23 protein-coding genes and 2 pseudogenes are annotated in these 22,524 nt (G+C 71.0%); 13 read left to right on the top strand and 12 right to left on the bottom strand.

Translation table 11 applies throughout. The features are described 5' to 3' along the window. Window positions 1-40: 40 nt before the first annotated feature. A complete protein-coding gene (locus tag QQM39_RS04895) occupies window positions 41-1,174 on the bottom strand; it encodes an ATP-grasp domain-containing protein (protein ID WP_301995393.1) in 1,134 nt (377 codons plus the stop codon). A 302-nt stretch (window positions 1,175-1,476) separates the two neighbouring features. Between QQM39_RS04895 and QQM39_RS04890 the strand changes: the two genes are divergently transcribed. Both QQM39_RS04890 and QQM39_RS04885 read left to right on the top strand, forming a co-directional pair. Beyond that, window positions 1,477-2,337 (top strand): metallophosphoesterase, encoded by an 861-nt coding sequence (locus QQM39_RS04890; protein WP_301995392.1) that lies wholly within the window; start codon window positions 1,477-1,479, stop codon window positions 2,335-2,337. After that, entirely contained in the window at window positions 2,334-3,014 is a 681-nt protein-coding gene (locus tag QQM39_RS04885; protein ID WP_301995391.1) for a 4'-phosphopantetheinyl transferase, read from the top strand. The genes QQM39_RS04890 and QQM39_RS04885 overlap by 4 nt, the downstream gene beginning before the upstream one ends. Window positions 3,015-3,025: 11 nt before the next feature. Here the strand turns inward: QQM39_RS04885 and QQM39_RS04880 are convergent, their stop codons facing one another. From QQM39_RS04880 to QQM39_RS04870, 3 genes are all read right to left on the bottom strand, one after another. Then, window positions 3,026-3,256: a hypothetical protein gene (locus QQM39_RS04880; RefSeq protein ID WP_062698425.1), complete on the bottom strand. Its 231-nt coding sequence runs from the start codon at window positions 3,254-3,256 to the stop codon at window positions 3,026-3,028. A 331-nt stretch (window positions 3,257-3,587) separates the two neighbouring features. Beyond that, window positions 3,588-4,112, bottom strand: a complete 525-nt coding sequence (locus tag QQM39_RS04875) for a toxin-antitoxin system, toxin component (RefSeq protein ID WP_302003480.1) — start codon at window positions 4,110-4,112, stop codon at window positions 3,588-3,590. Window positions 4,113-4,166: 54 nt separating this feature from the next. Then, window positions 4,167-4,817, bottom strand: coding sequence for a helix-turn-helix transcriptional regulator (locus QQM39_RS04870; RefSeq protein ID WP_301995390.1), 651 nt, complete (start codon window positions 4,815-4,817; stop codon window positions 4,167-4,169). Window positions 4,818-5,040: 223 nt separating this feature from the next. On the opposite strand from QQM39_RS04870, the gene QQM39_RS04865 reads away from it, so the two are divergent. The 7 genes from QQM39_RS04865 to QQM39_RS04835 all read left to right on the top strand — a co-directional run bounded on the left by QQM39_RS04865 (window position 5,041) and on the right by QQM39_RS04835 (window position 11,372). Further along, window positions 5,041-5,703 (top strand): hypothetical protein, encoded by a 663-nt coding sequence (locus tag QQM39_RS04865; RefSeq protein ID WP_301995389.1) that lies wholly within the window; start codon window positions 5,041-5,043, stop codon window positions 5,701-5,703. Between the two features lie 134 nt (window positions 5,704-5,837). After that, window positions 5,838-6,992: an FAD-binding oxidoreductase gene (locus tag QQM39_RS04860; protein WP_301995388.1), complete on the top strand. Its 1,155-nt coding sequence runs from the start codon at window positions 5,838-5,840 to the stop codon at window positions 6,990-6,992. Beyond that, window positions 6,989-7,291, top strand: a complete 303-nt coding sequence (locus tag QQM39_RS04855) for a (2Fe-2S)-binding protein (protein ID WP_301995387.1) — start codon at window positions 6,989-6,991, stop codon at window positions 7,289-7,291. Before QQM39_RS04860 ends, QQM39_RS04855 begins: the two co-directional genes overlap by 4 nt. Further along, complete coding sequence (locus tag QQM39_RS04850; RefSeq protein ID WP_301995386.1) at window positions 7,284-8,663, top strand: NAD(P)/FAD-dependent oxidoreductase; 1,380 nt, start codon at window positions 7,284-7,286, stop codon at window positions 8,661-8,663. The genes QQM39_RS04855 and QQM39_RS04850 overlap by 8 nt, the downstream gene beginning before the upstream one ends. Beyond that, the gene (locus tag QQM39_RS04845; protein ID WP_301995385.1) at window positions 8,660-9,565 is read left to right on the top strand and encodes a dihydrodipicolinate synthase family protein; all 906 of its coding nucleotides are present in this window, start codon (window positions 8,660-8,662) and stop codon (window positions 9,563-9,565) included. The genes QQM39_RS04850 and QQM39_RS04845 overlap by 4 nt, the downstream gene beginning before the upstream one ends. 19 nt (window positions 9,566-9,584) lie before the next feature. Continuing rightward, the gene (locus tag QQM39_RS04840; RefSeq protein WP_301995384.1) at window positions 9,585-10,586 is read left to right on the top strand and encodes a proline racemase family protein; all 1,002 of its coding nucleotides are present in this window, start codon (window positions 9,585-9,587) and stop codon (window positions 10,584-10,586) included. Between the two features lie 75 nt (window positions 10,587-10,661). After that, complete coding sequence (locus QQM39_RS04835) at window positions 10,662-11,372, top strand: GntR family transcriptional regulator (RefSeq protein ID WP_301995383.1); 711 nt, start codon at window positions 10,662-10,664, stop codon at window positions 11,370-11,372. Window positions 11,373-11,450: 78 nt separating this feature from the next. Here QQM39_RS04835 and QQM39_RS04830 read toward each other — a convergent pair whose 3' ends face one another. The 4 genes from QQM39_RS04830 to QQM39_RS04815 are packed head-to-tail and all read right to left on the bottom strand — an operon-like array spanning window position 11,451 to window position 14,824. Further along, window positions 11,451-12,251, bottom strand: a complete 801-nt coding sequence (locus QQM39_RS04830) for an ABC transporter ATP-binding protein (RefSeq protein WP_301995382.1) — start codon at window positions 12,249-12,251, stop codon at window positions 11,451-11,453. A 24-nt stretch (window positions 12,252-12,275) separates the two neighbouring features. Continuing rightward, window positions 12,276-13,052 (bottom strand): ABC transporter permease, encoded by a 777-nt coding sequence (locus QQM39_RS04825; protein ID WP_302003479.1) that lies wholly within the window; start codon window positions 13,050-13,052, stop codon window positions 12,276-12,278. Next, a complete protein-coding gene (locus tag QQM39_RS04820; RefSeq protein WP_301995381.1) occupies window positions 13,052-13,825 on the bottom strand; it encodes an ABC transporter permease in 774 nt (257 codons plus the stop codon). The genes QQM39_RS04825 and QQM39_RS04820 overlap by 1 nt, the downstream gene beginning before the upstream one ends. Window positions 13,826-13,855: 30 nt before the next feature. Then, on the bottom strand, window positions 13,856-14,824 hold the full coding sequence (locus tag QQM39_RS04815; protein ID WP_301995380.1) for an ABC transporter substrate-binding protein: 969 nt from the start codon (window positions 14,822-14,824) through the stop codon (window positions 13,856-13,858). A 159-nt stretch (window positions 14,825-14,983) separates the two neighbouring features. On the opposite strand from QQM39_RS04815, the gene QQM39_RS04810 reads away from it, so the two are divergent. Then, window positions 14,984-15,835 carry an IclR family transcriptional regulator C-terminal domain-containing protein gene (locus QQM39_RS04810; protein ID WP_302003478.1) on the top strand — a complete coding sequence of 284 codons (852 nt, stop codon included), beginning with the start codon at window positions 14,984-14,986 and terminating at the stop codon, window positions 15,833-15,835. Here QQM39_RS04810 and QQM39_RS04805 read toward each other — a convergent pair. The 3 genes from QQM39_RS04805 to QQM39_RS04795 are packed head-to-tail and all read right to left on the bottom strand — an operon-like array spanning window position 15,750 to window position 17,952. Next, window positions 15,750-16,685 (bottom strand): PDR/VanB family oxidoreductase, encoded by a 936-nt coding sequence (locus tag QQM39_RS04805; RefSeq protein WP_301995379.1) that lies wholly within the window; start codon window positions 16,683-16,685, stop codon window positions 15,750-15,752. The two genes, QQM39_RS04810 and QQM39_RS04805, sit on opposite strands and share 86 nt — an antisense overlap. Beyond that, window positions 16,682-16,885: a hypothetical protein gene (locus QQM39_RS04800; protein WP_301995378.1), complete on the bottom strand. Its 204-nt coding sequence runs from the start codon at window positions 16,883-16,885 to the stop codon at window positions 16,682-16,684. The genes QQM39_RS04805 and QQM39_RS04800 overlap by 4 nt, the downstream gene beginning before the upstream one ends. Then, window positions 16,882-17,952 carry an aromatic ring-hydroxylating dioxygenase subunit alpha gene (locus QQM39_RS04795; protein ID WP_301995377.1) on the bottom strand — a complete coding sequence of 357 codons (1,071 nt, stop codon included), beginning with the start codon at window positions 17,950-17,952 and terminating at the stop codon, window positions 16,882-16,884. Before QQM39_RS04795 ends, QQM39_RS04800 begins: the two co-directional genes overlap by 4 nt. A 477-nt stretch (window positions 17,953-18,429) precedes the next feature. Here QQM39_RS04795 and QQM39_RS46060 point away from each other — a divergent pair. Continuing rightward, window positions 18,430-18,672, top strand: a pseudogene (locus QQM39_RS46060) (LacI family transcriptional regulator); the annotation flags it as partial. Further along, window positions 18,554-18,868: pseudogene (locus tag QQM39_RS46055) on the top strand (substrate-binding domain-containing protein); the annotation flags it as partial. The pseudogenes QQM39_RS46060 and QQM39_RS46055, both read left to right, overlap by 119 nt. A gap of 137 nt (window positions 18,869-19,005) precedes the next feature. Here QQM39_RS46055 and QQM39_RS04785 read toward each other — a convergent pair. After that, window positions 19,006-20,304 carry an MFS transporter gene (locus QQM39_RS04785; RefSeq protein WP_301995376.1) on the bottom strand — a complete coding sequence of 433 codons (1,299 nt, stop codon included), beginning with the start codon at window positions 20,302-20,304 and terminating at the stop codon, window positions 19,006-19,008. 162 nt (window positions 20,305-20,466) lie between these two features. Here QQM39_RS04785 and QQM39_RS04780 point away from each other — a divergent pair, with 162 nt between their 5' ends. Continuing rightward, window positions 20,467-22,518 carry a phosphocholine-specific phospholipase C gene (locus tag QQM39_RS04780; RefSeq protein WP_301995375.1) on the top strand — a complete coding sequence of 684 codons (2,052 nt, stop codon included), beginning with the start codon at window positions 20,467-20,469 and terminating at the stop codon, window positions 22,516-22,518. Window positions 22,519-22,524 lie beyond the last annotated feature (6 nt).

Here is a 22,524-nt window from a genome sequence, read left to right as displayed (position 1 = left end):
CGGGCATGACGCCGAGATTGGTCCATACGGGCCGATAACGCTAGAGCGGCAGCACCTGAGCCGCCCCACTCTCCACCGAGTCGACCGATGTCGGAGCGGGCATCGCCGGCAGCAACGGCTCTTCGACCTCGGCCCGCTGCTGCGGAATGGACACCGGCCGCAGCGGCCGCGGCCCCGAGACCACCGTGTAGTCCTGCCCCAGGAACGGCGGAGCCACCACCCCCGGATCCTCCCCGAGCGCCAACTGCACAGCCAGCCAAGGGACGTTGACCCCGCACAGCGACAGCTGATGCAACCCGCCCGCAGGCCGCGTGTTCACATCCATCAGCACCGGCGTCTCCCCGAACATCCGGAACTGGATGTTGGACAGATAGTGCAGCCCGAACCCCTCCGCGATCAGCCGCGCCGGCTCCAGCCACTGCTCCTGCAGTGTGAACCCGCGACGACGACCGTTCTTGACCCGGCCGATCGCCAGCCGGACCCGGTTGTCGGGGCCGGTGAGGCAGTCCACCGACACCTCGGGCTGCTCCAGCCGGGGCATGACCAGCCAGTCGACCGGCTCGTCGGCCCGCCGCAGCGCGTCCAGCACAAGATCCAGCTGCACATACGGAGTCGGGAACCCGCTGAGGTGCGTGAGCGAGAAGGGGGCGCGCGTGATGACACGGAAGCCCACCCCGCCCGCACCGGACGCCGGCTTGAAGCAGGCCCTGTAGCCTCCCGCCTCCAACTCCTCGACGGCGGCGACGAGTTCGTCGGCGGTACGCACTCGCCACCACGGCGGTACCGGCACCCCGATCGCCTGTACGGCCTCGTACGCGATCACCTTGTCCTGGAAGACCGCCACCGCCTCCGGCGGCGGCGCCAGCAGCGCCGTACCGGCCGCCTCGAACTCCGCGCGGTGCGCCACGATCGCCGACTGGTGCAGCCGCGGCACGAAGACGTCGATGCCACGGCGCCGGCACTGGTCGAGCGCGTACTCGACATACGCGGCCGGGGACAGGCCCTCCGGCTCCAGATCGGCGGTGTCGGCGGCGGCCAGCACGGGTGAGTCGGCGTCCCCGTGCGTCGCGTGGATCTCGACGGCCCGATCGCTGGGATTTCTCCGCAGCTGATCCATGAAGAACACGTTCTCCGCGTACGTGCGGTTGAGCCAGACGCGTACGCGAGAGACCATGCAGGGCCGTCCTTTCGGGTTCGCGGGCAGGGCAAAGCAGGCCCGTGCCCGGGCAGGGTGGTTGGAGGGACACCAAACCGCCCCGTGCGAAGGGACGTTCATGGCGGTGGTGTTGGGGCGATCATACGGCTATCAAAGGGTGCCGCGTGCAACGTACGTGTTACGGAATTGCGGATCATTCCTGACCGCCCCGGCCGCCCACCCCGACACCGCCCTGTCGGACCGCCGACGAGATCCCGCCTTGTACCGGCGCGGCACTCTGTGTTCTCGTGGTGTCATTCGTGTGATCGAAAGGGGCGAGGGTGACGTCGACGGCCGGCGGTGCCGGACAGCTGCTGGCCATTAGTGACCTGCACATCGGCTACGAGGAGAACCGCGCCCTCGTCGAGAAGATGCGCCCCGACTCGGACGACGACTGGCTGCTCGTCGCCGGTGACGTGGCGGAGACCGTGGCCGACATCCGCTGGGCCCTCGAGACACTCGCCGGCCGCTTCCGCAAGGTCGTCTGGGCGCCGGGCAACCACGAGCTGTGGACCCACCCGAAGGACTCCGTCACCCTGCGCGGCGCCGCCCGCTACCAGCACCTGGTCGACATGTGCCGGGAACTCGGCGTGACCACCCCCGAGGACCCCTACCCCGTCTGGGACGGCCCCGGCGGCCCGGTGGCCGTGGCGCCGCTGTTCCTGCTGTACGACTACTCCTTCCTGCCCTCCGGCTGCACCACCAAGGAGGAGGGGCTGAAGTACGCGCACGGGACCGGGATCGTGTGCAACGACGAGTACCTGCTGCACCCCGACCCGTACCCGTCCCGCGAGGCCTGGTGCGAGGCCCGGGTCGCCGAGACCGAGCACCGGCTCGCCGCACTGCCCGACGACCTGCCCACCGTCCTCGTCAACCACTACCCGCTGGACCGGCACCCGACGGACGTTCTGTGGTACCCCGAGTTCGCCATGTGGTGCGGCACCCGGCTGACCGCCGACTGGCACCGCAGGTTCCGCGTCGAAACCATGGTCTACGGCCACCTCCACATCCCGCGGACCACCTGGCACGAGGGCGTCCGCTTCGAGGAGGTGTCGGTCGGATACCCCCGCGAGTGGCGCAAGCGACCGGATCCGCCGGGACGGCTGCGCCGGATTCTGCCCAGGGAGGACGGGGACCGTTGATCGAGGAACTGCTGCCGGACACGGTCGTCACCGTCGAGGCGTACGGCGACGAGGAGCCCCCGAACACGGCCCTGTACCCCGAGGAGGAGGCGGTCGTCGCCAAGGCGGTCGGCAAGCGCCGCCGGGAGTTCGCCGTCGTACGCTCCTGTGCGCGCCGCGCCATGGAGAAGCTCGGCGTGCCGCCGCAGCCGATCCTGCCCGGTGACCGCGGCGCCCCGGGCTGGCCGGCCGGGCTGGCCGGCAGCATGACCCACTGCGACGGCTACGGCGCCGCCGCGCTGGTCCGCGCCGCCGACCTGGCCTCCCTCGGCATCGACGCCGAGCCCCACCAGACGCTCCCGGAGGGCGTCCTTGCGGCCGTAGCCCTGCCCGCCGAGGCGGACCGGCTGCGCCGCCTGACCGGTGACGACCCCGGCATCCACTGGGACCGGCTCCTGTTCAGCGCCAAGGAGTCCGTCTACAAGGCATGGTTCCCCCTCACCGGGAAGTGGCTGGACTTCACCGAGGCCGACATCGACGTCTTCGCCGACCCCGGCGACCGGCACAGCGGCGGCTTCCGGGCCCGGCTCCTGGTGCCGGGCCCGGTGGTGGGCGACCGCCGGATCGACCTCTTCGAGGGCCGGTGGACGGTCCAACGGGGGCTGGTGGCGACCGCGGTGAGCGTGCCGCACACCTGAGCCCCGACCCGCTAGGGCTCCGCGGGGCACCAACTCTGCAGCAGCCGGAAGAACTCCTCCTCGTTGCCGCTCAGTCCCGCGTCCGCCAGCGCCTGTTCCGCCTCGGCGAGGACGGAGGGCGGGACGACGGGTGGTCGGCGGGAGCCGGGGGGACCGTCGAACGCGGCTCGTACGGTGTGCAACAGCCGCAGATAGGCCTGGACGGCGGTGCGCTCGCGGTCGGTCAGTACGGCGGTGGGCATCGGTCGGCTCTCCCCAAGTCGGCGTCGTCGCGTCACGCCCCGCATAGGAGGGCGCATCACCAGCTTGCCGTCCACCACTGACAATCGGGTCCGCCCACGCTTCGGTTCGCCCGCTTAGCGGAGGCGAGACGGCGCTCGGCGCGCCTACCGGATGGCCGGCGAGGGTCAGCGGGGGAGTGGCGCGGACCGGAGCCGCGAGAACCGGCGCGAGCTGCTGCGGGCGGGTCAGCCGGACACGGCCCGTGCGCGCCGTGGAACGGGACCTGCGGGCGGCGAACGAGCGCAGCGCGACCTGACCCGGGGCGTTGTCCCTGGCCCGACGTGCCCTTGATCAGCCCTGTGGCCCGAGGTAACCCAGTGACGCCTCGATCCGCCCCGCCAGGTGGTCCCGCTGCCCTCGTACCGACGAAACCGCCAGCCACGGACGGCACTTGCTGGCCAGCAGCAGGCCGAAGGTCTCGGCCTCCTTCTCCTCGGCCTGGTCGAAGTGGCTGCGGGCGGCGACCTTCAGGACCGTCGATCGCAGGTCGGCGTCGTCGCTGAGGAGCCGGGCCGCCACGGTGGCGCCCTCGATGCTGTGGCTGCGGTGGCCGGCCTTCATATGCCACAGCTCGTGGCCGAGGATCACCAACTGATGCTCGGGAGCGGTGCGTTCCTCGATCACGACGAGGTCCTGGTGGGCCATGTCGAGCCACAGCCCGCTTGCCGTGCCGGGCGGGAAGGCGGCCGTACGGAAGTGGACGGGCCGGCCGCGGCGTCTGCTCATCGCGTCGCACAGGGCGCCGTACAGCTTCTCGGGCGCCGCGGGCGCGGGAAGCGTCAGCTCCGCGACCAACTCGCCGCACAGGCGGCGCATTTCCTTACCGATGCCCACAGTTCTCCCGTTCTCCCCCGGTTTTTCCCCTCCGGATCACGACTCGGGCCGCTTGACGCTTTCCAAGAGCATGTCCAGCCACTCCGCGACCTTGTCGCGGTGCTGGTCGGTGGGCAGTTGGGCGGCCCGCCAGGCGATGCCGCGCACGCCGTGGTCCTGCAGGAGCTTCTCCAGCGGATCCTCGGCGGCCTGGGCCGCCTCGCGCTCCGCGAGCTTCTGCAGCAGGTCCTGCTCGGTGCGCTGGAGGGCGCTCGCGAGCGCCTCGGGGTCCTCGGCCGTGAGGAATCCGGCGTGCACGCGGAAGAAGCGCTGGATGGCGTCGCAGTGCTCCATGGTGGGGCGCCGGTCGCCGTTGATGAGAGCGCCCGCCTGCTGTCGCGACATGCCCGCGCCGTCGGCGATCTCCTGCTGGGTGTACTTGCGGCCGTTCGGCTTGACGCGGGTGCGGCGCAGGAGGTCCAGTCGCTGCAGGAACCGGGACTGTACGTCCGGCTCGCCCGCCGGGCGGCCGCTCAGCAGGGCCTTGACCACGGGCTCCGGGACGCCGGAGGCGACGGACAGGCGGGCGGTGTCGAAGACCTCCGCGTGCGGCACGCCGAGCCGGTCGGCGAGCGCGGTGACACGAGCGACGACGGCCGGCAGTACGGCCGTCGGCGTGGCGCCCGAACCCTCGAAGCCATCCGTCACCGACAGAACTCCTACGTCTCTCACAGGCTTCTCACAAACGGTTGCCGTGAACTCGACGGACATTACCGGGTGGTTCGAACTCACATCCAGGTCTCGCCACAACTGTGGCCAATTTCAGCCGTCAACAGGCACGAAATGCCACGATAGTTGACACGCCTCGGACCGGGGCAGCAGGATCAAGGCGCCGCGTGAAGGCCGCATAGGCAAGAGGGGTGACCTCCCGATGGCATATCAGGCAGGTGGGCAGCGGTCCGTACCGCGGCCCGCCCCCGAGAGTCCCGAGGCCCAGGCGTATCTACGGGATTACGCCACCCTCCTGGAGGCCGTGCCCTTCCCGTCCGTCATCCTCGACCACCGCTGGGACGTCGTTCTGGCGAACACCGCTTTCGCGTCACTTTTCCAAGGCGTGGGCCCCCATCCCACGGCCATGCCGGACGACAACTTCCTCCGGTTCGTGCTCTTCCACCCGGACGCGAGCACGGTCCTCGGTGAGCACGAGTCCAGCTGGTGCCTGCCGATGCTGGCCCACTTCGCGGCCGCCGTGGAACGGCACGGCCACGACCACGGCCTGCAGGCCATCCGCCGGGACATCGCCCAGGACCCGATCATGGAGGCGGCCTACCGGCAGGGCCTGCCGCACTGGATCCGCGCGGTCGGCGAGCGGGCCGTCGCCCAGGACGGCGCCGTACGTCCGTTGGTGCACCCCGATCCGCGCTGGGGCGCCACCGAATGCCGGGTCGTCGACGAGACGCCCAGGAGCCTTCAGGAGATGGGCTACACCCGGCTGACGTTCGTGTTGCGCGAGGTACGCCGCGACCGGCCCCGGGCGCGCGGGGCACGCCGCACCGCGGCTCACCTGCGCGTGGTGCCGGCCCCCGAGGACTGAACGGGGCACCGTCGGCGTTCAGGTCGCCGACGGCGCCCCGTCAGGGGGTCTCCGATTTCAGGGGGCGTCCGATTGTTGTGAGAAGGCTGCGCGGGACTGTTCTCTCCCAGTGTGGTGTGTGACATAGTACTGACGTGACCGAGCGACTGACCTGCGACGTCGTGGTCGTCGGAGCCGGGATGGTGGGCGCGGCCTGCGCCCTGTACGCGGCTCGGGCGGGCCTCGATGTCATCCTCGTCGACCGCGGCCCCGTGGCCGGCGGCACGACCGGGGCCGGCGAGGGCAACATCCTCGTCTCCGACAAGGAACCGGGCCCGGAACTCGACCTCGCGCTGCTGTCCGGCCGCCTGTGGGGCGAACTGGCGCAGGAGTTCGGGGCGGCCGTCGAGTACGAGGCGAAGGGCGGTGTCGTCGTGGCCTCGTCCCCGGCCGGGCTCGCGGCGCTGGAGCGGTTCGCCGACGGGCAGCGCGCCGCGGGGGTCGTCGCGGAACCGGTCGCGGGTGACGCGCTGTACGACCTCGAACCCCACCTCGCCCCCGGCCTGCCCGGTGCCCTCCACTACCCCCAGGACCGCCAGGTCATGCCCGCCCTGGCCGCCGCCCACCTCACCCGCGCCTCGGGCGCCCGCCTGCGCACCGGCCGGACGGTGACGGATGTCCTGCGCGCGCCGGACGGTGCGGTGCGCGGGGTCCGTACGGACCAGGGCGACATCCACGCCCCGGCGATCGTCAACGCGGCCGGCACCTGGGGCGGAGAGCTCGCCGCGCTGGCCGGTGTCCGCCTCCCCGTCCTTCCGCGGCGCGGCTTCGTCCTCGTCACCGAGCCGCTGCCGCGCCTGGTCCGCCACAAGGTGTACGCCGCCGACTATGTGGCCGACGTGGCCAGCGACTCGGCGGCGTTGCAGACCTCACCGGTCGTCGAGGGCACTGCGGCGGGGCCGATCCTGATCGGGGCGAGCCGCGAGCGGGTCGGCTTCGACCGGACCTTCTCCCTGCCCGTCGTACGGGCGCTCGCGGCGGGCGCCACCCGGCTGTTCCCGTGCCTGTCGGACGTGCATGCGATGCGCGCCTACCTGGGCTTCCGCCCGTATCTGCCGGACCACCTCCCCGCCATCGGCCCCGACTCCCGCGTCCCCGGGCTCCACCACGCCTGCGGTCACGAGGGCGCCGGCATCGGACTCGCCACCGGCACGGGTCACTTGATCGCACAGGCACTGACCGCGACGGCCCCCGATCTGGACCTGACGCCGTTCCGCCCCGACCGCTTCGCCGCCGAGGAGGCCGTATGAGAACCCCTCTGGAGCTTGCCGACGCCCACCCGGGCCCGGCCTTCACGGTCACCCTGGACGGCCGCGAGATCGAGGCACTGCCCGGCCAGACGGTCGCCGCCGCGCTCTGGGCGGCCGGTGTCACCTCGTGGCGCAGCACTCGGGGCGAGGGCCGACCGCGCGGTGTCTTCTGCGGCATCGGCGTCTGCTTCGACTGTCTCGTGACCGTCAACGACCGCCCGAACCAGCGTGCTTGCCTGGTGCCATTGCACCCGGGCGATGCCATCCGGACGCAGCAGGGGACGGGGCACGATGGCTGACCTCGTGGTGATCGGCGCGGGTCCCGCGGGTCTCGCCGCGGCACTGGCGGCCGCCGCACAGGGCGTGACGGTCGCGATCGTCGACTCGGCGACGGAAGCGGGCGGGCAGTTCTACCGCCGGCCCGCGTCCGGTCTCCGCGCACAGCGGCCGGGGGCCCTGCACCACCAGTGGCGGACCTGGGAACGGCTGAGGGACGGTCTGGCCGGGAGCGACGTCCAGTTGCTGACGGACCATCATGTCTGGTCCGTGGAACGGGAGTCCGGCGGTTTCACCGTGCACGCCCTGCTCGGCCCCGAGCAGCGGGAGCCGGTCGCCGTGCACGCCGACGCCGTACTCCTCGCCACCGGCGGCTACGAGCGCGTGCTGCCCTTCCCCGGCTGGACCCTTCCCGGTGTCGTCACCGCCGGTGGTGCGCAGGCGATGCTCAAGGGCGGGCTCGTGGTGCCGGGGCGCAGGGCGGTCGTCGCCGGGACCGGGCCGTTGCTGCTGCCCGTGGCGACCGGGCTCGCGGCGGCCGGCGTCGAGATCGCGGCGCTCGTCGAAGCGGCAGGCCCCAAGGACCTCGTCCGGCACGGCTGGGCCCTGGCCGGCAAGCTTCCCGAAGGCGCCGGATACGCGGCCCGCCTCCTGCGCCACCGCGTCCGCATCCTCTCCCGCCACACGGTCGTACGCGCCCACGGCGACGAGCGGCTCACCGGCGTCACCGTCGCCGCGCTCGGCACCGACGGGCGCGTCCGCCCCGGCACCGAGCGGCACTTGCCGTGCGACACCCTCGCCGTCGGACACGGGATGCTCCCGCACACCGACCTCGCCGAGACCCTCGGCTGCCGCCTGGACGGCCTCACGGTCGCCGTCGACGACGAGCAGCGCACGGACGTGCCCGGCGTATGGGCGGCCGGCGAGTCCACCGGCATCGGCGGCGCGGCCCTCGCCCTGGCGGAAGGGCACATCGCCGGACGTTCGGTCGCCGCGCGCCTGAAGGGCACCGAACCCGACCCCGCGCAGTGGGCGGCGGCCGCCAAGTCCCGTATGAAACTGCGGAAGTCGGCCGCCGCCCTCGACGCCGCGTACCCGGCGCCCGCGCACTGGAGCGACCAGGTCACCGACGACACCCTCGTCTGCCGTTGCGAGGAGGTCACCGCCGGGGCCGTCCGCGAGGCCGTGGACGAGCTCGGCGCGGGCGACGTGCGCACCGTGAAGCTGCTGACCCGGGCCGGAATGGGCTGGTGCCAGGGACGTGTGTGCGGGCCCGCGGTCGCCGGACTCGCCGGATGTGAACTCGCCCCGTCCCGGCAGCCGTTCGCGCGACCCGTACCGCTCGGTGTGCTCGCCCGGCAACACGACATCGCCACTCGGAGAGGAACCTCATGACCGACCACCGCCCCTGGCGCGGCGTCCTCGTCGCCACCGCGCTCCCGCTCGACGACGACCTTCGCGTCGACTACGACCAGTACGCCGAGCACTGCGCCTGGCTCGTCGAGAACGGCTGTGACGGCGTCGTACCGAACGGCTCCCTCGGCGAGTACCAGGTCCTCACCCCCGAGGAGCGGGCGAAGGCCGTGGAGACCGCCGTCGCCGCGATCGGCGGCTCGCGGGTGATGCCCGGAGTGGCCGCCTACGGCTCGGCCGAGTCCCGCCGCTGGGCCGAGCAGGCGCGCGACGCGGGCTGCGAGTCCGTGATGCTGCTGCCACCCAACGCCTACCGCGCCGACGAGCGCTCGGTGCTGTTGCACTACGCGGAAGTCGCCGAGGTGGGCATCCCGGTCGTGGCGTACAACAACCCCATCGACACCAAGGTCGACCTCGTCCCCGAACTGCTCGCCGAGTTGCACCGCGAGGGGTACATCCACGCGGTGAAGGAGTTCTCCGGCGATGTCCGCCGCGCCTACCAGCTAGCCGAACTCGCCCCGGAACTCGACCTGTTGATCGGTGCCGACGACGTCCTGCTGGAGCTCGCGATCGCCGGCGCCAAGGGCTGGGTCGCCGGCTACCCGAACGCGCTGCCGAAGGCCTGCGTCGAGCTGTACCACGCGGCCGTCGGCGGCGACCTGGGCACCGCCAAGAAGCTCTACGAACAGCTGCACCCGCTGCTGCGCTGGGACTCCAAGGTCGAGTTCGTGCAGGCGATCAAGCTGTCCATGGACATCGTCGGCCGCCACGGGGGACGCTGTCGTCCACCACGGGTGCCCCTGCTGCCCGAGCAGGAGGCCGCGATCCGCGCCGCCACCGAGAAGGCCGTCGCCGAAGGGCTCGCCGAACCGCACTCGCGCTGACCGCAAAGGAGGCTGGACCGTGCGCAGCAAACTCGTCCTGCACGCCGTCGACTCGCACACCGAGGGCATGCCCACCCGCGTCGTCACCGGCGGCATCGGCACGATCCCGGGCGCGACCATGAACGAGCGGCGGCTGTACTTCCGAGAGCACCGCGACCACATCAAGCAGCTCCTGATGAACGAGCCGCGCGGCCACTCGGCGATGAGCGGCGCGATCCTCCAGCCGCCCACCCGCCCCGACTGCGACTGGGGCGTGATCTACATCGAGGTCTCCGGCTATCTGCCGATGTGCGGGCACGGCACGATCGGCGTGGCGACCGTGCTGGTCGAGACCGGCATGGTCGAGGTCGTCGAGCCGGTCACCACGATCCGGCTCGACACCCCCGCGGGCCTGGTCGTCGCCGAGGTCGCGGTGGAGGACGGGGCCGCGACGGCGGTCACTCTCCAGAACGTGCCGTCCTTCTCCGTCGCCCTCGATCGCAAGATCTCACTGGCCGACGGGCGCACGGTGACATACGACATGGCATACGGCGGCAACTTCTACGCCATCCTGCCGCTGGACCAGTTCGGGCTGCCCTTCGACCGTTCCCGCAAGGACGACATCCTCGAGGCGGGACTCTCCCTCATGGCGGCGATCAACGCCGAGGAGGAGCCCGTGCACCCCGAGGACCCGTCCATCCGCGGCTGCCACCACGTCCACCTGATCGCCCCCGGCGCCACCGCCCGCCACTCCCGGCACGCCATGGCGATCCACCCCGGCTGGTTCGACCGCTCGCCCTGCGGCACCGGCACCAGCGCGCGGATGGCGCAGTTGCACGCCCGCGGTGAACTGCCCCTGCACACCGAGTTCGTGAACGAGTCCTTCATCGGCACGCGGTTCACCGGCCGCCTCCTCGGCACCACCGAGGTCGCGGGACGGCCGGCCGTCCTGCCCAGCTTCACCGGCCGCGCGTGGATCACCGGCACCGCGCAGTACCTGCTCGATCCGTCGGACCCGTTCCCGGCCGGGTTCGTGCTCTGAACACCGAGGATCGGTGCGCTGAACGTCGAGGATAATGAGGCGCGTAACGCGTGACATTGCACAGCTAGGAGACCCATGGCCGCCCAGCGCACCGGTGCCTCGTCCACCGCAGCCGCCCCGGCGCTGCCCACCCTGGGCGGCAAGAAGAGCAGCTACCGGGAGCGGGTCGCCGACGCCCTGCGGGCCGCGCTGATCGCCGGGGAGCTGCTCCCCGGCGAGGTGTACTCAGCGCCGGCGCTCGCCGCCCGCTTCGGCGTCTCGGCGACACCGGTGCGCGAGGCCATGCTGGACCTGGTCAAGGAGGGCCTGGTCGACACCGTCCCCAACAAGGGCTTCCGGGTCACCGCTGTCTCCGAGAAGCAGCTCGACGAGTACAAGCACATCCGCGCGCTCATCGAGATCCCCACGGTGGTGGAGCTGGCCAGGGCCGCCGACAAGGTCTCCCTGGAGGCGCTGCGCCCCGCCGCCCGGGAGATCGTCCAGGCGGCCGTCTCCGGCGACCTCATCGCGTACGTCGAGGCCGACACCCGCTTCCACCTCGGCCTGCTCGCCCTCGCCGGCAACGCCCACCTCGTCGAGGTCGTCGGCGACCTCCGCAAGCGCTCCCGCCTCTACGGCCTCACCGCACTCGTCGAGGCGGGCCGCCTGCTGGCCTCCGCCGAGGAGCACCTCGAACTCCTCGACGCGCTGATCGCCCGCGACGAGCAGGCCGTACACGAGGTCATGACCCGCCACCTCGGCCACGTCCGGAGCCTGTGGGCCGGGGGTAAGGGCAGCGCCCCGTAAGGGGCGCGGGGCGGTATCGATATGCGGCTCCGCCGCGTGGGCGCGACAAGCCCCCACGACCCGCAGCCTCCAGACGGCCTACTGGACCGAGCTCTTGGGACCCCGCGGCTCTGGACCCCGCTTCGCCGCCTGGATCTGCTCGTACACATGGGTCCGAAGCTCGGCGAAGCGCGGATCCACCCGCGTGTGCAACTGGTCGCGCTCCGCGGGCAGATCGACCTTCAGCTGCTTCCGGACGACGGTGGGGGAGGCGGACAGCACGATGACCCGTTCGCCGAGATAGACCGCCTCGTCGATGTCATGGGTGACGAACAGGATCGTGATGCCACGCTCCCGCCACAGCCCCCGGACCAGGTCCTCCAGATCGGCCCGGGTCTGCGCGTCCACGGCCGCGAACGGCTCGTCCATCAGCAGTACACGGGGCTCGTACGCCAGCGCCCGGGCGATGGCGACCCGCTGCTGCATGCCGCCCGACAGCTGCCACGGATACGCCCCGGCAGCGTCCGCCAGCCCCACCGACTCCAGCGCGTCGCGGACCAGTTCGCGGCGTCGCGTCTTGCTCAAGTCCTTCTGCTTCAAAGGCAGTTCGACGTTCTCGCCGACCCGCATCCAGGGGAACAGGCTGCGCCCGTACTCCTGGAAGACGAACGCCATCCCGGGCGGCGGGCCGCTCACCTTCCGCCCCTCCAGCAGGACTTCACCGCTGGTCGGCGCGAGCAGACCGCCCATGCACTTCAGCAGCGTCGTCTTGCCGCAGCCCGACGGGCCGACGAGACAGACCAGTTCGCCCGCGTCGACGGTGAAGGTGAGGTCGCGCACCGCCTCCACACGGCGTCCGGAACCCTCGTAGACCTTCTTCAGGCCGCGTACGTCGAGCATGGACCGCCCCTTCACGATGTTCACTCAGGACCGCCGGGTGGTCGCGCGCAGACCGTGGTACCAGCCGAGCACCCGGCGCTCGACCAGTTGGAAGACGACGGAGAGCAGGAAGCCGAGCAGACCGAGGACGAGGATCCCGGTCCACATGTCGGGGATCGCGAAGCTGCGCTGGAACTGGACGACGGTGAAGCCGATGCCGTTGTCGGCGGCGAACATCTCGCTGATGACCATGAGGATGATGCCGATGGACAGCGCCTGGCGCAGCCCGGCGAAGATCTGCGGGCTCGCCGAGCGCAGCACCAGATGGCGCAGGCGGGCCATCCCCGTGACGCCGTAGGAGCGGGCCGTCTCCAGCATCACCGAGTCGACCGCGCGCACGCCCTCCACGGTGTTGAGCAGGATGGGCCAGACGCAGCCGCTCGCGATCACGACGATCTTCATGGTGTCGCCGATGCCCGCGAACAGCATGATGACCGGGACCAGCACGGGCGGCGGCACGGCCCGCAGGAACTCCAGGACCGGCTCGCACACCGCGCGCACCCCGCGGTAGGAGCCGATGACCGTGCCGAGCGCCACGCCGACCACGGCGGCCGTCGCATAGCCGCCCAGGAGTCGCAGAAGGCTCGGCACGACATCCGTGCGCAGCCGGTCGGCCGTCCACACGTCCGGGAAGGTGTCGAGGATCGTCCGCAGCGGCGGCCAGAAGGGATCCTTGCTCCCGTCCGTCGCCGCCCACCACACGGCGACCAGCACCACGGGCAGCGCGACGACGAAGAACACGCGCGTCAGCAAGCGCCCGATCACACCGCCACCTCCCCGCGCACCGACTGGTGCCAGGCCAGCGCCCGCCGCTCCACCGTACGCGCGCCGACGTTGATGAGCAGCCCCAAAAGCCCCGCGACGACGATGAGCGCGTACATCTCCGGCACCGCCTGCGAGGTCTGCGCCACCGCGATTCTCTGGCCCAACCCCGGTGCGCCGATGACGAGTTCGGCGGTGATCGCGAGGATCAGCGCCACCGCGGCGGCGAGCCGCACCCCGGTCATGACGTACGGCAGGGCGGTCGGCCACAGCACATGGCGGACGCGCGCCCAGGTGCCGAGGCCGTAACTGCGCGCCGTCTCCTCGGCGACCGGGTCGATGTCCTGGACGCCGTACAGGGTCTGGATCAGCACCTGCCAGAAGGAGGCGTACACCACCAGCAGGAGCACCGACTTCAGTTCGGTGCCGTAGAGCAGCACCGCCAGCGGGATCAGCGCCACCGACGGGATCGGGCGCAGGAACTCGATGGTGGAGGCCGTCGCCTCGCGCAGGTACGGCACGACGGAGACGACCACGCCCGCGACGACTCCGGCGCAGACCGCGATGGCCAGGCCCAGCGCCCAGCCGGTGAGCGTGTCGCCGAGCGCGCTCCAGAAGGCAAAGTCGCCGGCCTCGTCCGCGAGGGCTTCGGCGATACGGCTCGTCGGCGGGAAGTACGCCTCGTCGACCAGGCCGAGTCGCGGCACCGCCTCGCCCAGGGCGAGGACGGCGGCGAGCCCGGCGGCGCCGAGTGCGAAGTTCCCGCCCCTCATGCGTTCATGCCCCTCATACGTCCCCGTCCCTCACGGCAGCAGCGCGTCCAGGTCGGGCGTCTTCTTGAACAGGCCGTCCTCCGCGCCGAGCTTCATGAGGGCCTCGATGGAGGAGCGGTTCGGCTCGCTCGGCCACTTCGGCAGGATCACCTGGTCCAGCACCGACGCCGGGATCTTGGTGTACGTCGTGACGATCTGCCGGGCCTCGTCCGGGTGGGCCTCGGCGTACGCGAGGGACTCGGCGGTGGCCTCCTGGAACTTCTTGACCACGTCCGGGTGTTGCTGCGCGTACTGCGTCGAGGTGAAGTACATCGCGACGGTGACTTCCGGCGCGACGTCGACCAAAGGCGAGGCGATCTCCCGGCCGCCCTGGCTCCGGATGGTGGCGGTCGCCGGCTCGACCACGCACGCCGCGTCGATCTGGCCGTTGTCGAGGGCGGCGGGCATCTGGTCGAAGGGCATCTCGACGAGGTCCACCTTGTCCGGGTCGCCGCCCGCCTTGCGCACGGCCTGGCGGACCGCGGTCTCGTTGATGTTCTTCAGGGTGTTGATGGCGACCTTCTTGCCCTCCAACTGCTTCGGCGACTTGATGGTGCTGTCCTTCTTGACCATCAGGCCGTTGAAGTCCTTGCCCTCCACGCCGGTCGAGGCGATGCCGTTGGCGACGGCCTTCACGGGGACGCCGTTGGTCTGGGCGACCATCAGGGACGTCACATTGCTGAAGCCGAACTGGAACTGCCCGCTGGCCACGCCGGGCACGATCGCCGCACCGCCCTGAGCGGTGGTGAACTCCAGCTTGAGGCCGTGCTTTTCGAAGAACCCCTTCTTCTGGCCGAGATACAGCGGCGCGACATCCACGATCGGGATGAGTCCGAGCTTGACGGTGGTGACACCGCCGGAGGACGCGCCCGCGTCCGACGGACCGTCGTCGGACGAGCCGCAGGCCGTCGCGACGAGCAGCAGGGCGCCGGCGGTGAGACCGGCCGACAGACGACGCATGGCTCCTCCTGTAACAGACAACGGTGCAGCGGGGTTCCGACAGGTTGTGCGCAAGGCGCACAGTAGTGCGCGGAGATGCCCTGCGGGAAGGTAGAAGTCTCAACAGAACCAAGGTCATTGGGCTCGCCGACAACATTGTTGACACTATTGGAGGTGGCGATGCTTCCGGGAGACCGCGCACCACACTTCGTGAGGTCCTTCGAGCGCGGCCTCGCCGTGATCCGCTCCTTCGACGCCGAGCACCCCGCCCGCACGCTCAGCGAGGTCGCCCACACCTGCGACCTGACCCGCGCCGCCGCCCGCCGACTGCTGCTGACCCTCGCCGACCTCGGCTACGTCCACCAGGACGGACGGCTCTTCCGCCTCACCCCGCGCGTGCTGGAACTCGGCTACTCCTACCTCGCCGGCTACACGCTGCCCCAGATCGCCGAGCCGCATCTGGAGCAACTCGTCACGCGGGTAGGGGAGTCGTCGTCGCTGTGCGTCCTCGACGGCGACGACATCGTGTACGTGGCGCGGGTCCCGACCCGGCGCATCATGACGGCGTCCCTCACGGTCGGTACCCGCTTCCCGGCGTATGTGACGTCGGTGGGCCGGGTGCTCCTCGCCCATCTGCCGGAGGAGGAGGCCGAACTCCGGCTGACGCACGCGGAGTTGAAGCCCCTGACCACTCGCACGATCACCGCGCCGGACACCCTGCGGGCGGAACTGCGGCGCGTGAGGCGGCAGGGGTACGCCATCGTCGACCAGGAGTTGGAGGAGGGGCTGAGGTCGGTCGCCGCCCCGGTACGGGAACGGGACGGCGCGGTGGTGGCCGGCGTGAACATCGCGGTGCCCGCCGGCCGCACCTCGGTGGACTCGATCCGACAGGACCTGCTGCCGCATCTGCTCGCGGCGGTGGCCCGCATCGAGGCCGACCTGAGGATCACAGGTCCAGCACGAGCCGCTTCCCACGGCACCGGGACACACAGATCATCATCGTCTCGCCGCTCTCCTGCTCCTCCTGCGTGAGCACGGAGTCCCGGTGCTCCGGGGTGCCGTCGAGGACGTCGGTCTCGCAGGTCCCACAGGTGCCCTCGGTGCAGGAGAACAGCACCTCGACACCGGCGGCGCGCACGGCGTCGAGCACCGAGACGTCCGGGGACACGGTGACCGTCCTGCCGCTCTGCGCCAGCTCGACCTCGAACTCCGTGTTCTCGCCGTCCTCCTGTTCCTTCGGTGCGAACCGCTCCACGTGCAGCAGCCCGGCCGGGCACCGCGCCTCCACCGCGTCGAGCAGGGGACCGGGCCCGCAGCAGTAGACGAGGGCGTCCGCGGGGACGTCGTCGAGCACCGGGGCGAGGTCCAGAAGGCCGGTCTCGTCCTGGGGGGCGACGGTGACGCGGTCGCCGTAACGACTCAACTCCTCGGTGAACGCCATGGACCGGCGGGTCCGTCCGCCGTACAGCAGGGTCCACTCCGCCCCCTCGGCCTCCGCCGCCGCCAGCATCGGCAGGATCGGCGTGATGCCGATGCCGCCGGCGATGAAGCGGTAGCGGGGCGCGGTCCGCAGGGCGAAGTGGTTGCGCGGTCCGCGCACCCGGACCTTGTCGCCCTGCCCCAACTGCTCGTGCACATGGGCCGATCCGCCCCGCCCGTCCGGCTCCCGGAGCACGGCGATCCGCCAGGCGTCCCGGTCCGCCGGATCGCCGCACAGCGAGTACTGCCGCTCCAGCTCCGGACCGAGCACGACATCGATGTGGGCGCCCGGCTCCCACGCCGGGAGTTCCTCGCCCAGTGGGTGGCGCAGGGTGAGGGCGAGCACGCCGTCGGCGGCGAACTCCTTGCGGTCGACGACCAGTTCGGCTTCCCACACGGTCATGAGCTGTTTCCTTGCGGCTCGCGGACCGGCGACTGCTCGCCCTGCGGCTGGTGTCCCTGGGGGTGGGCGAGCATCCACTCCCACATCTCGATCGGGTCCTGCGAGGTGTGCTCGCGCCCGCAGTGACAGGTGCCGTGCAGGACGTCGGTGCCCGGCAGCCAGTCGATGCGGTAGATCTCCCCGGTGGGGCTGCCGCTCACAGGACCTTCTCCACGGGCTTGTCGCCCTCCTCGACCAGCCGGGCGAGGATGCGGCGGGCGGCCAGGCCGCCGGTGTCGATGTTGATGCTCAGCTCCTGGTAGCCGGTGCGCTCGGTGCCGAGGGTCCGCTGCAGCAGGTTGAGGGCGGTGACGTCCTGCATGACGACGGTGTGGTTGTTGCCGCGCAGGAACTCGGTGACCTCGGCGTCGTCCGTCGCCCAGTCCCGGGAGACCGCCCAGAAGTCGTACACCTTGCCGTCGCCGGACGGCGTGATGGCGTACGTGATCTCGGTGTGGAAGCCGTTCGGGTCGCTGCCGTCCGCCTCGGGCAGCACGCCCACCGGGGCGATACGGCTGTGCAGCAGGTACAGGCAGGGGGCGTGGTACTCGATGTCCTGCCAGCGGGTGATGCGGCCCTCGATGCCGGTGGACTTGGCGTAGAACGGCGGACACTCGGCGTCGTCCATGTGCCGGCTGACCCGGACGATGCCGGCGCCCTCGTCGACCTCGGTGGTGATCGGCGTCTCGGCGACCTCGGGGGTGCCGATGTAGCCGCCGTGGAGGTACGTCTCGTGGGAGAGGTCGAGGAGGTTGTCGACGAGGAGGCCGTAGTCGCAGTCGATGGGCTCCATGCCGCGCACGGTGACCCAGCCGGGGGAGTCGAGGTGCCTGGCCCGCGGAATGCTCTGCGGGTCGGCGAGCGCGGGGTCACCGATCCACACCCAGATCAGGGAGTCCTGCTCGACGACGGGGTACGAGGCCACGCGCGCCGTCCGCGGGATGCGTTTCTGCCCCGGCACGTACACGCACGCACCGGTCGTGTCGTACGTGAACCCGTGGTACCCGCACACGATCCGGTCGCCGTCGAGGCGGGTCGGCGCCTCGGACAGCGGGTAGCGGCGGTGCACACAGCGGTCGTGCAGGACGACCGGCGTCCCGTCCTCCTCCGTGCGGTAGAGGACGAGGGTCTCACCGAGGATCGTCCGACCGAGCAGCTCGCGCCCGACCTCATGGCTGTAGGCGGCGACGTACCACTGATTCTTGGCGAAGGCGGTCATGTGCGGCATCGTTGCGGCTCCCGTCTTGGTGTCGTGGCGACATCGTCGGGAAGGGCTTCACAGGCGCGCAATACGGCTTCCGTCTCGCGGAAGGATCCTGGAGAACTTCCTGTTCAGGAGGGTGCGGCAGGGGCCTTGCCGGGCGCGTCGACGGGCACGGGTGAACGACGTGTCCAGCACGCCGTGGATGTCGGGCGGCAAGGCACTCTTGAAGCGCTCTTGAAGCGCCTTAAGTCCTGGTGCCATCAGTTCGGTTTCACGGATGCGTGATGCCGATTCCGTACGCCGGCGCGACGGCACGAACAAGCGCCCCCGGCTGGAGGACGTGGCCGCGCGGGTCGGAGTGTCCACCGCGTCCGTGTCCCTTGGCCCGTTCCACGCCGAACTGGTCGAGCATCTGCACACGGCCGCCGAAGAGGTCGGCTACGACCGCGTTCTGAGCACCCAGACCCCACCCGAGACGAGCACACCGCCGTCGAGACGCCGCTGGTCTTCCGCAGCGAGGCCCTGATCCTGCTGGGCCCGACCGCCCCCGCCGACACACTCGCCGCCCTCGACCGCAAGGCCCCCGTCATCGTCGTCGGCCGCCGGATCGCCGACGGCGAGCTGGATGTCGTCCGTACCGCCGACGACGAAGGGGTCGGCCAGATCGTCGACCACATGGTGGGCCTCGGCCACCGCGCGATCGCGTACGTCGACGGCGGCAAGGGTGCGATCGCCACGGACCGGCGCCGCGGGTACCGCACCGCCATGCGCCGGCACGGCCTGGACGCGCACATCAGGGTCCTGCGCGGAAGAGGCCGGCGAACGCGCCGCCCGCCGGCTCCTCGGCTCCGGCGACCTCCCCACGGCCGTCGTCGCCTACAGCGACCAGTGCGCCATCGGCGTCCTCACCGCCCTCGCGCGCGCCGGAGTCGTCGTCCCCGACGAGGTGTCCGTGGCCGGCCACGACGACGACACGCTCTCCCGCCTGAGCTGCTGGCCGACTCTGGAGATGTCGGCAGATGTTGGCAGTGTCTGCAGACTTGACGGGTGCTCCGGTGCTGCCGATGCGCCAGTGGCTCAGCGTTCCAGCGGCTTGTGGGCGGTCTCGGGGAGCCGTAGATACACGAGGGACGAGCCGAGGCAGAGGGCGGCGACGTACCAGGGGAAGAGGTCCGCGTGGCCGAGTTCCTTGAACAGCGTGCCGATGTACGGCGCCGTCCCGCCGAACATGGCGACCGTCAGCGAGTACGGGAACCCGATGCCCGCCGCCCGCACCCGGGGCGGGAACACCTCGGCGTTCACGGCCGCGCTGATCGACGTGAACCCGGTCAGCAGCACCATGCCCGCGCACTGCACGAGCAGCAGCACCGCGAAGGAGTCGTGCAGGGCGTGCAGCAGGGGCACGGTGAGGAGGGTGAAGCCCAGGCCGAAGAAGAGCAGGAGGGGGCGGCGGCCGAAGCGGTCGGAGAGGAGGCCGCCCAGAGGCTGGAGCAGACCGAAGAAGGCCAGCGAGATCGTGCCCGCGAGCAGCGCGTCCGACTTCTCGATGCCCGCGTTGAGTTCGGCGTACGTCGGCAGATACGACGTCCACGTGTAGTACGCGATCGTGCCGCCCGCCGTGATGCCGCAGATCAGCAGGGACTGGCGGGGATGGCGGCGCAGCGCCTCCAACAGGCCGGGGCGCGGCGCCTGTTGCTGCTCGGCGCTCCTCGTCTCCTGCGCGCCCTGGCGGATCCAGAAGCCGACCAGGCTGAGTACGGCGCCGAGCACGAACGGCACCCGCCAGCCCCAGCCGTTCATCTGCCCGTCGCTCAACGTGTCCACCAGCAGCGTCGCGATACCGGACGCCACGAGCTGCCCGGCGGTCGTCGACACGTACTGGAAGCTGGAGAACAGCCCGCGCCGGCCCGGCCCCGCCGACTCGACCAGGAACGTCGTCGACGCCGCGAACTCGCCGCCCACCGACAGGCCTTGGAGCAGGCGGGCCAGGACCAGGATCACCGGAGCGAGGACGCCGGTCGCCTCGTAGGTCGGGGTGAGACCGACCAGCAGGCTGCTGCCGCCCATGAGGAGGATGGTGACCGTGAGCGCGGAGCGCCGCCCTCGCCGGTCCGCTATCGCGCCCATGAGCAGTCCGCCCACCGGGCGCATGAAGAAGCCCACCGCGAAGACCGCGAACGTCGACAGCAGCGGCACCAGGGAGTTGTCCGCGCTCCTCGGGAAGACCTCGGCCGCGATGTAGGTGGCGAGGAAGGTGTAGGCGTACCAGTCGTACCACTCCACGGCGTTGCCGACCGAGGCGGCGAGGAGCTGGCGTACGGGCCGTTTCGTCGGCGGGGAATCCGTGCGCGTCGTGTCTGTCATGATCGCGACCATCCCCGCACTCCGGTCCCGGCACACCTGGCGTACCGACGACTTTCACACGAGCGCCACCGGACCCTTCCCTGACGTTTGGTGCTCCTGGAACACTCCTTCCGCGCGGCTTCCGTCACCAGCCGGCCGGTCAAATCACCCCCTATGGGAAGAGGTCCCTCACTCATGCCCGAAGTCAATCGCCGCAGATTCCTTCAACTCGCGGGCGCGACCACGGCGTTCACGGCTCTGTCGAGCAGTATCCAGCGGGCCGCCGCAATCCCGGCGAACCACCGCACGGGGTCGATCGAGGACGTCGAGCACATCGTCGTCCTGATGCAGGAGAACCGTTCCTTCGACCACTACTTCGGCAAGCTGCGCGGCGTCCGCGGCTTCGGTGACCCGCGCCCGGTGGCGCACGGCGACGGCAAGTCGATCTGGCACCAGTCGAACGGCAGCAAGGACATCCTGCCGTTCCACCCGGACGCCGACGACCTCGGCATGCAGTTCCTGGAGGGCCTGCCGCACGGCTGGACCGACGGCCAGCAGGCCTACAACGGGGGCAAGTACGACCAGTGGATCCCCGCCAAGGGCACCACGACCATGGCGTACCTGACCCGTGAGGACATCCCCTTCCACTACGCCCTCGCCGACGCCTTCACCGTCTGCGACGCCTACCACTGCTCGTTCATCGGCTCCACCGACCCGAACCGCTACTACATGTGGACGGGCTACACGGGCAACGACGGCACCGGCGGCGGCCCGGTCCTCGGCAACGACGAGCTCGGCTACGGCTGGACCACCTACCCCGAGCGCCTGGAGCAGGCGGGCGTCTCCTGGAAGATCTACCAGGACATCGGCGACGGCCTGGACGCGGCCGGCTCCTGGGGCTGGATCGAGGACGCCTACCGCGGCAACTACGGCGACAACTCGCTGCTGTACTTCAACAAGTACCGCGAGGCCAAGCCCGGCGACCCCTGGTACGACAAGGCCCGCACCGGCACCGACGCCAAGAACGGCGACGGCTACTTCGACCGGCTGAAGGCCGACGTCAAGGCCGGCAAGCTGCCGCAGATCTCCTGGATCGCCGCCCCCGAGGCCTTCTCCGAGCACTCCAACTGGCCCTCCAACTACGGCGCCTGGTACATCGCCCAGGTCCTGGACGCCCTCACCGCCAACCCGGAGGTCTGGTCGAAGACGGCCCTGTTCATCACGTACGACGAGAACGACGGCTTCTTCGACCACGTGGTCCCGCCGCTCCCGCCGAAGGACGCCTCCCGGGGCAAGTCCACGGTCGACGTCTCCCTCGACCTCTACCCGGGCGACAGCAAGCGTCCGGCGGGCCCCTACGGCCTCGGCCCCCGGGTGCCGATGCTGGTCGTCTCGCCGTGGAGCAAGGGCGGTTACGTCTGCTCCGAGACTCTCGACCACACCTCGATCCTCCAGTTCATGGAGCGCCGGTTCGGCGTCAAGGAGACGAACATCTCCCCGTGGCGCCGGGCCATCTGCGGCGACCTGACCTCGGCCTTCGACTTCTCCCGCAAGGACAGCCGCCCGGCCGCGCTGCCGGAGACCGACGAGTACGAGCCGCAGGACCGCGAGCGTCACCCCGACTACAAGCCGACACCGCCCGCCGACCCGGACATGCCCGGACAGGAACGCGGCCTGCGCCCCTCCCGCCCGCTCAAGTACGCCCCGTACGTGGACGGTTCCGTCGACGCGGCGGCCGGCAGGTTCACGCTGGCCTTCGCCTCGGGCGCCAAGGCCGGGGCCGTCTTCCACGTGACGTCCGGCAACCGCGCCGACGGCCCCTGGACGTACACCACCGAGGCCGGCAAGACCATCGCCGACACCTGGAACTCGGCGTACTCGAACGGCTCGTACGACCTGACCGTGCACGGCCCGGCCGGCTTCGTGCGCTACTTCAAGGGCTCGAACAACGCCGCCGGTCCCGAGGTCACCGCCCGGCACACCGGCGACGATGTCGAGCTGACCTTCACCAACAAGGGCACCGCCGCGGTGCGGCTGAAGGTCGCCAACGGGTACGGCGGTCGCCCCACGACGGTGACGGTGCGGCCCGGCGCCACGGTGCGGCGCACCGTCGACCTGGCGGTGAGCCGGCGCTGGTACGACCTGACCGTCACCTCCGACGCCGACCCGGCGTTCCTGCGGCGGTTCGCCGGGCACGTGGAGAACGGGCGGCCGGGTGTGAGCGATCCGGCGATCATCACCGAGTAACGGCCG

Origin of the sequence: Streptomyces sp. DT2A-34 (assembly GCF_030499515.1) — a bacterium.
In the GTDB taxonomy this organism is placed as follows: domain Bacteria; phylum Actinomycetota; class Actinomycetes; order Streptomycetales; family Streptomycetaceae; genus Streptomyces.
This window is presented reverse-complemented; position numbering and strand designations above follow the sequence as displayed.

Bases quoted from the DNA above. Each gene is read 5' to 3' on its own strand.
- QQM39_RS04855 (WP_301995387.1), top strand. From the start codon at position 6,989: ATGAGAACCCCTCTGGAGCTTGCCGACGCCCACCCGGGCCCGGCCTTC.
- QQM39_RS04810 (WP_302003478.1), top strand. From the start codon at position 14,984: ATGCTTCCGGGAGACCGCGCACCACACTTCGTGAGGTCCTTCGAGCGC.
- QQM39_RS04850 (WP_301995386.1), top strand. From the start codon at position 7,284: ATGGCTGACCTCGTGGTGATCGGCGCGGGTCCCGCGGGTCTCGCCGCG.
- QQM39_RS04865 (WP_301995389.1), top strand. From the start codon at position 5,041: ATGGCATATCAGGCAGGTGGGCAGCGGTCCGTACCGCGGCCCGCCCCC.
- QQM39_RS04845 (WP_301995385.1), top strand. From the start codon at position 8,660: ATGACCGACCACCGCCCCTGGCGCGGCGTCCTCGTCGCCACCGCGCTC.
- QQM39_RS04795 (WP_301995377.1), bottom strand. From the start codon at position 17,952: ATGCCGCACATGACCGCCTTCGCCAAGAATCAGTGGTACGTCGCCGCC.
- QQM39_RS04830 (WP_301995382.1), bottom strand. From the start codon at position 12,251: ATGCTCGACGTACGCGGCCTGAAGAAGGTCTACGAGGGTTCCGGACGC.
- QQM39_RS04875 (WP_302003480.1), bottom strand. From the start codon at position 4,112: ATGCGCCGCCTGTGCGGCGAGTTGGTCGCGGAGCTGACGCTTCCCGCG.
- QQM39_RS04785 (WP_301995376.1), bottom strand. From the start codon at position 20,304: ATGGTCGCGATCATGACAGACACGACGCGCACGGATTCCCCGCCGACG.
- QQM39_RS04805 (WP_301995379.1), bottom strand. From the start codon at position 16,685: ATGACCGTGTGGGAAGCCGAACTGGTCGTCGACCGCAAGGAGTTCGCC.
- QQM39_RS04780 (WP_301995375.1), top strand. From the start codon at position 20,467: ATGCCCGAAGTCAATCGCCGCAGATTCCTTCAACTCGCGGGCGCGACC.
- QQM39_RS04820 (WP_301995381.1), bottom strand. From the start codon at position 13,825: ATGAGGGGCGGGAACTTCGCACTCGGCGCCGCCGGGCTCGCCGCCGTC.
- QQM39_RS04815 (WP_301995380.1), bottom strand. From the start codon at position 14,824: ATGCGTCGTCTGTCGGCCGGTCTCACCGCCGGCGCCCTGCTGCTCGTC.
- QQM39_RS04835 (WP_301995383.1), top strand. From the start codon at position 10,662: ATGGCCGCCCAGCGCACCGGTGCCTCGTCCACCGCAGCCGCCCCGGCG.
- QQM39_RS04895 (WP_301995393.1), bottom strand. From the start codon at position 1,174: ATGGTCTCTCGCGTACGCGTCTGGCTCAACCGCACGTACGCGGAGAAC.
- QQM39_RS04880 (WP_062698425.1), bottom strand. From the start codon at position 3,256: ATGCCCACCGCCGTACTGACCGACCGCGAGCGCACCGCCGTCCAGGCC.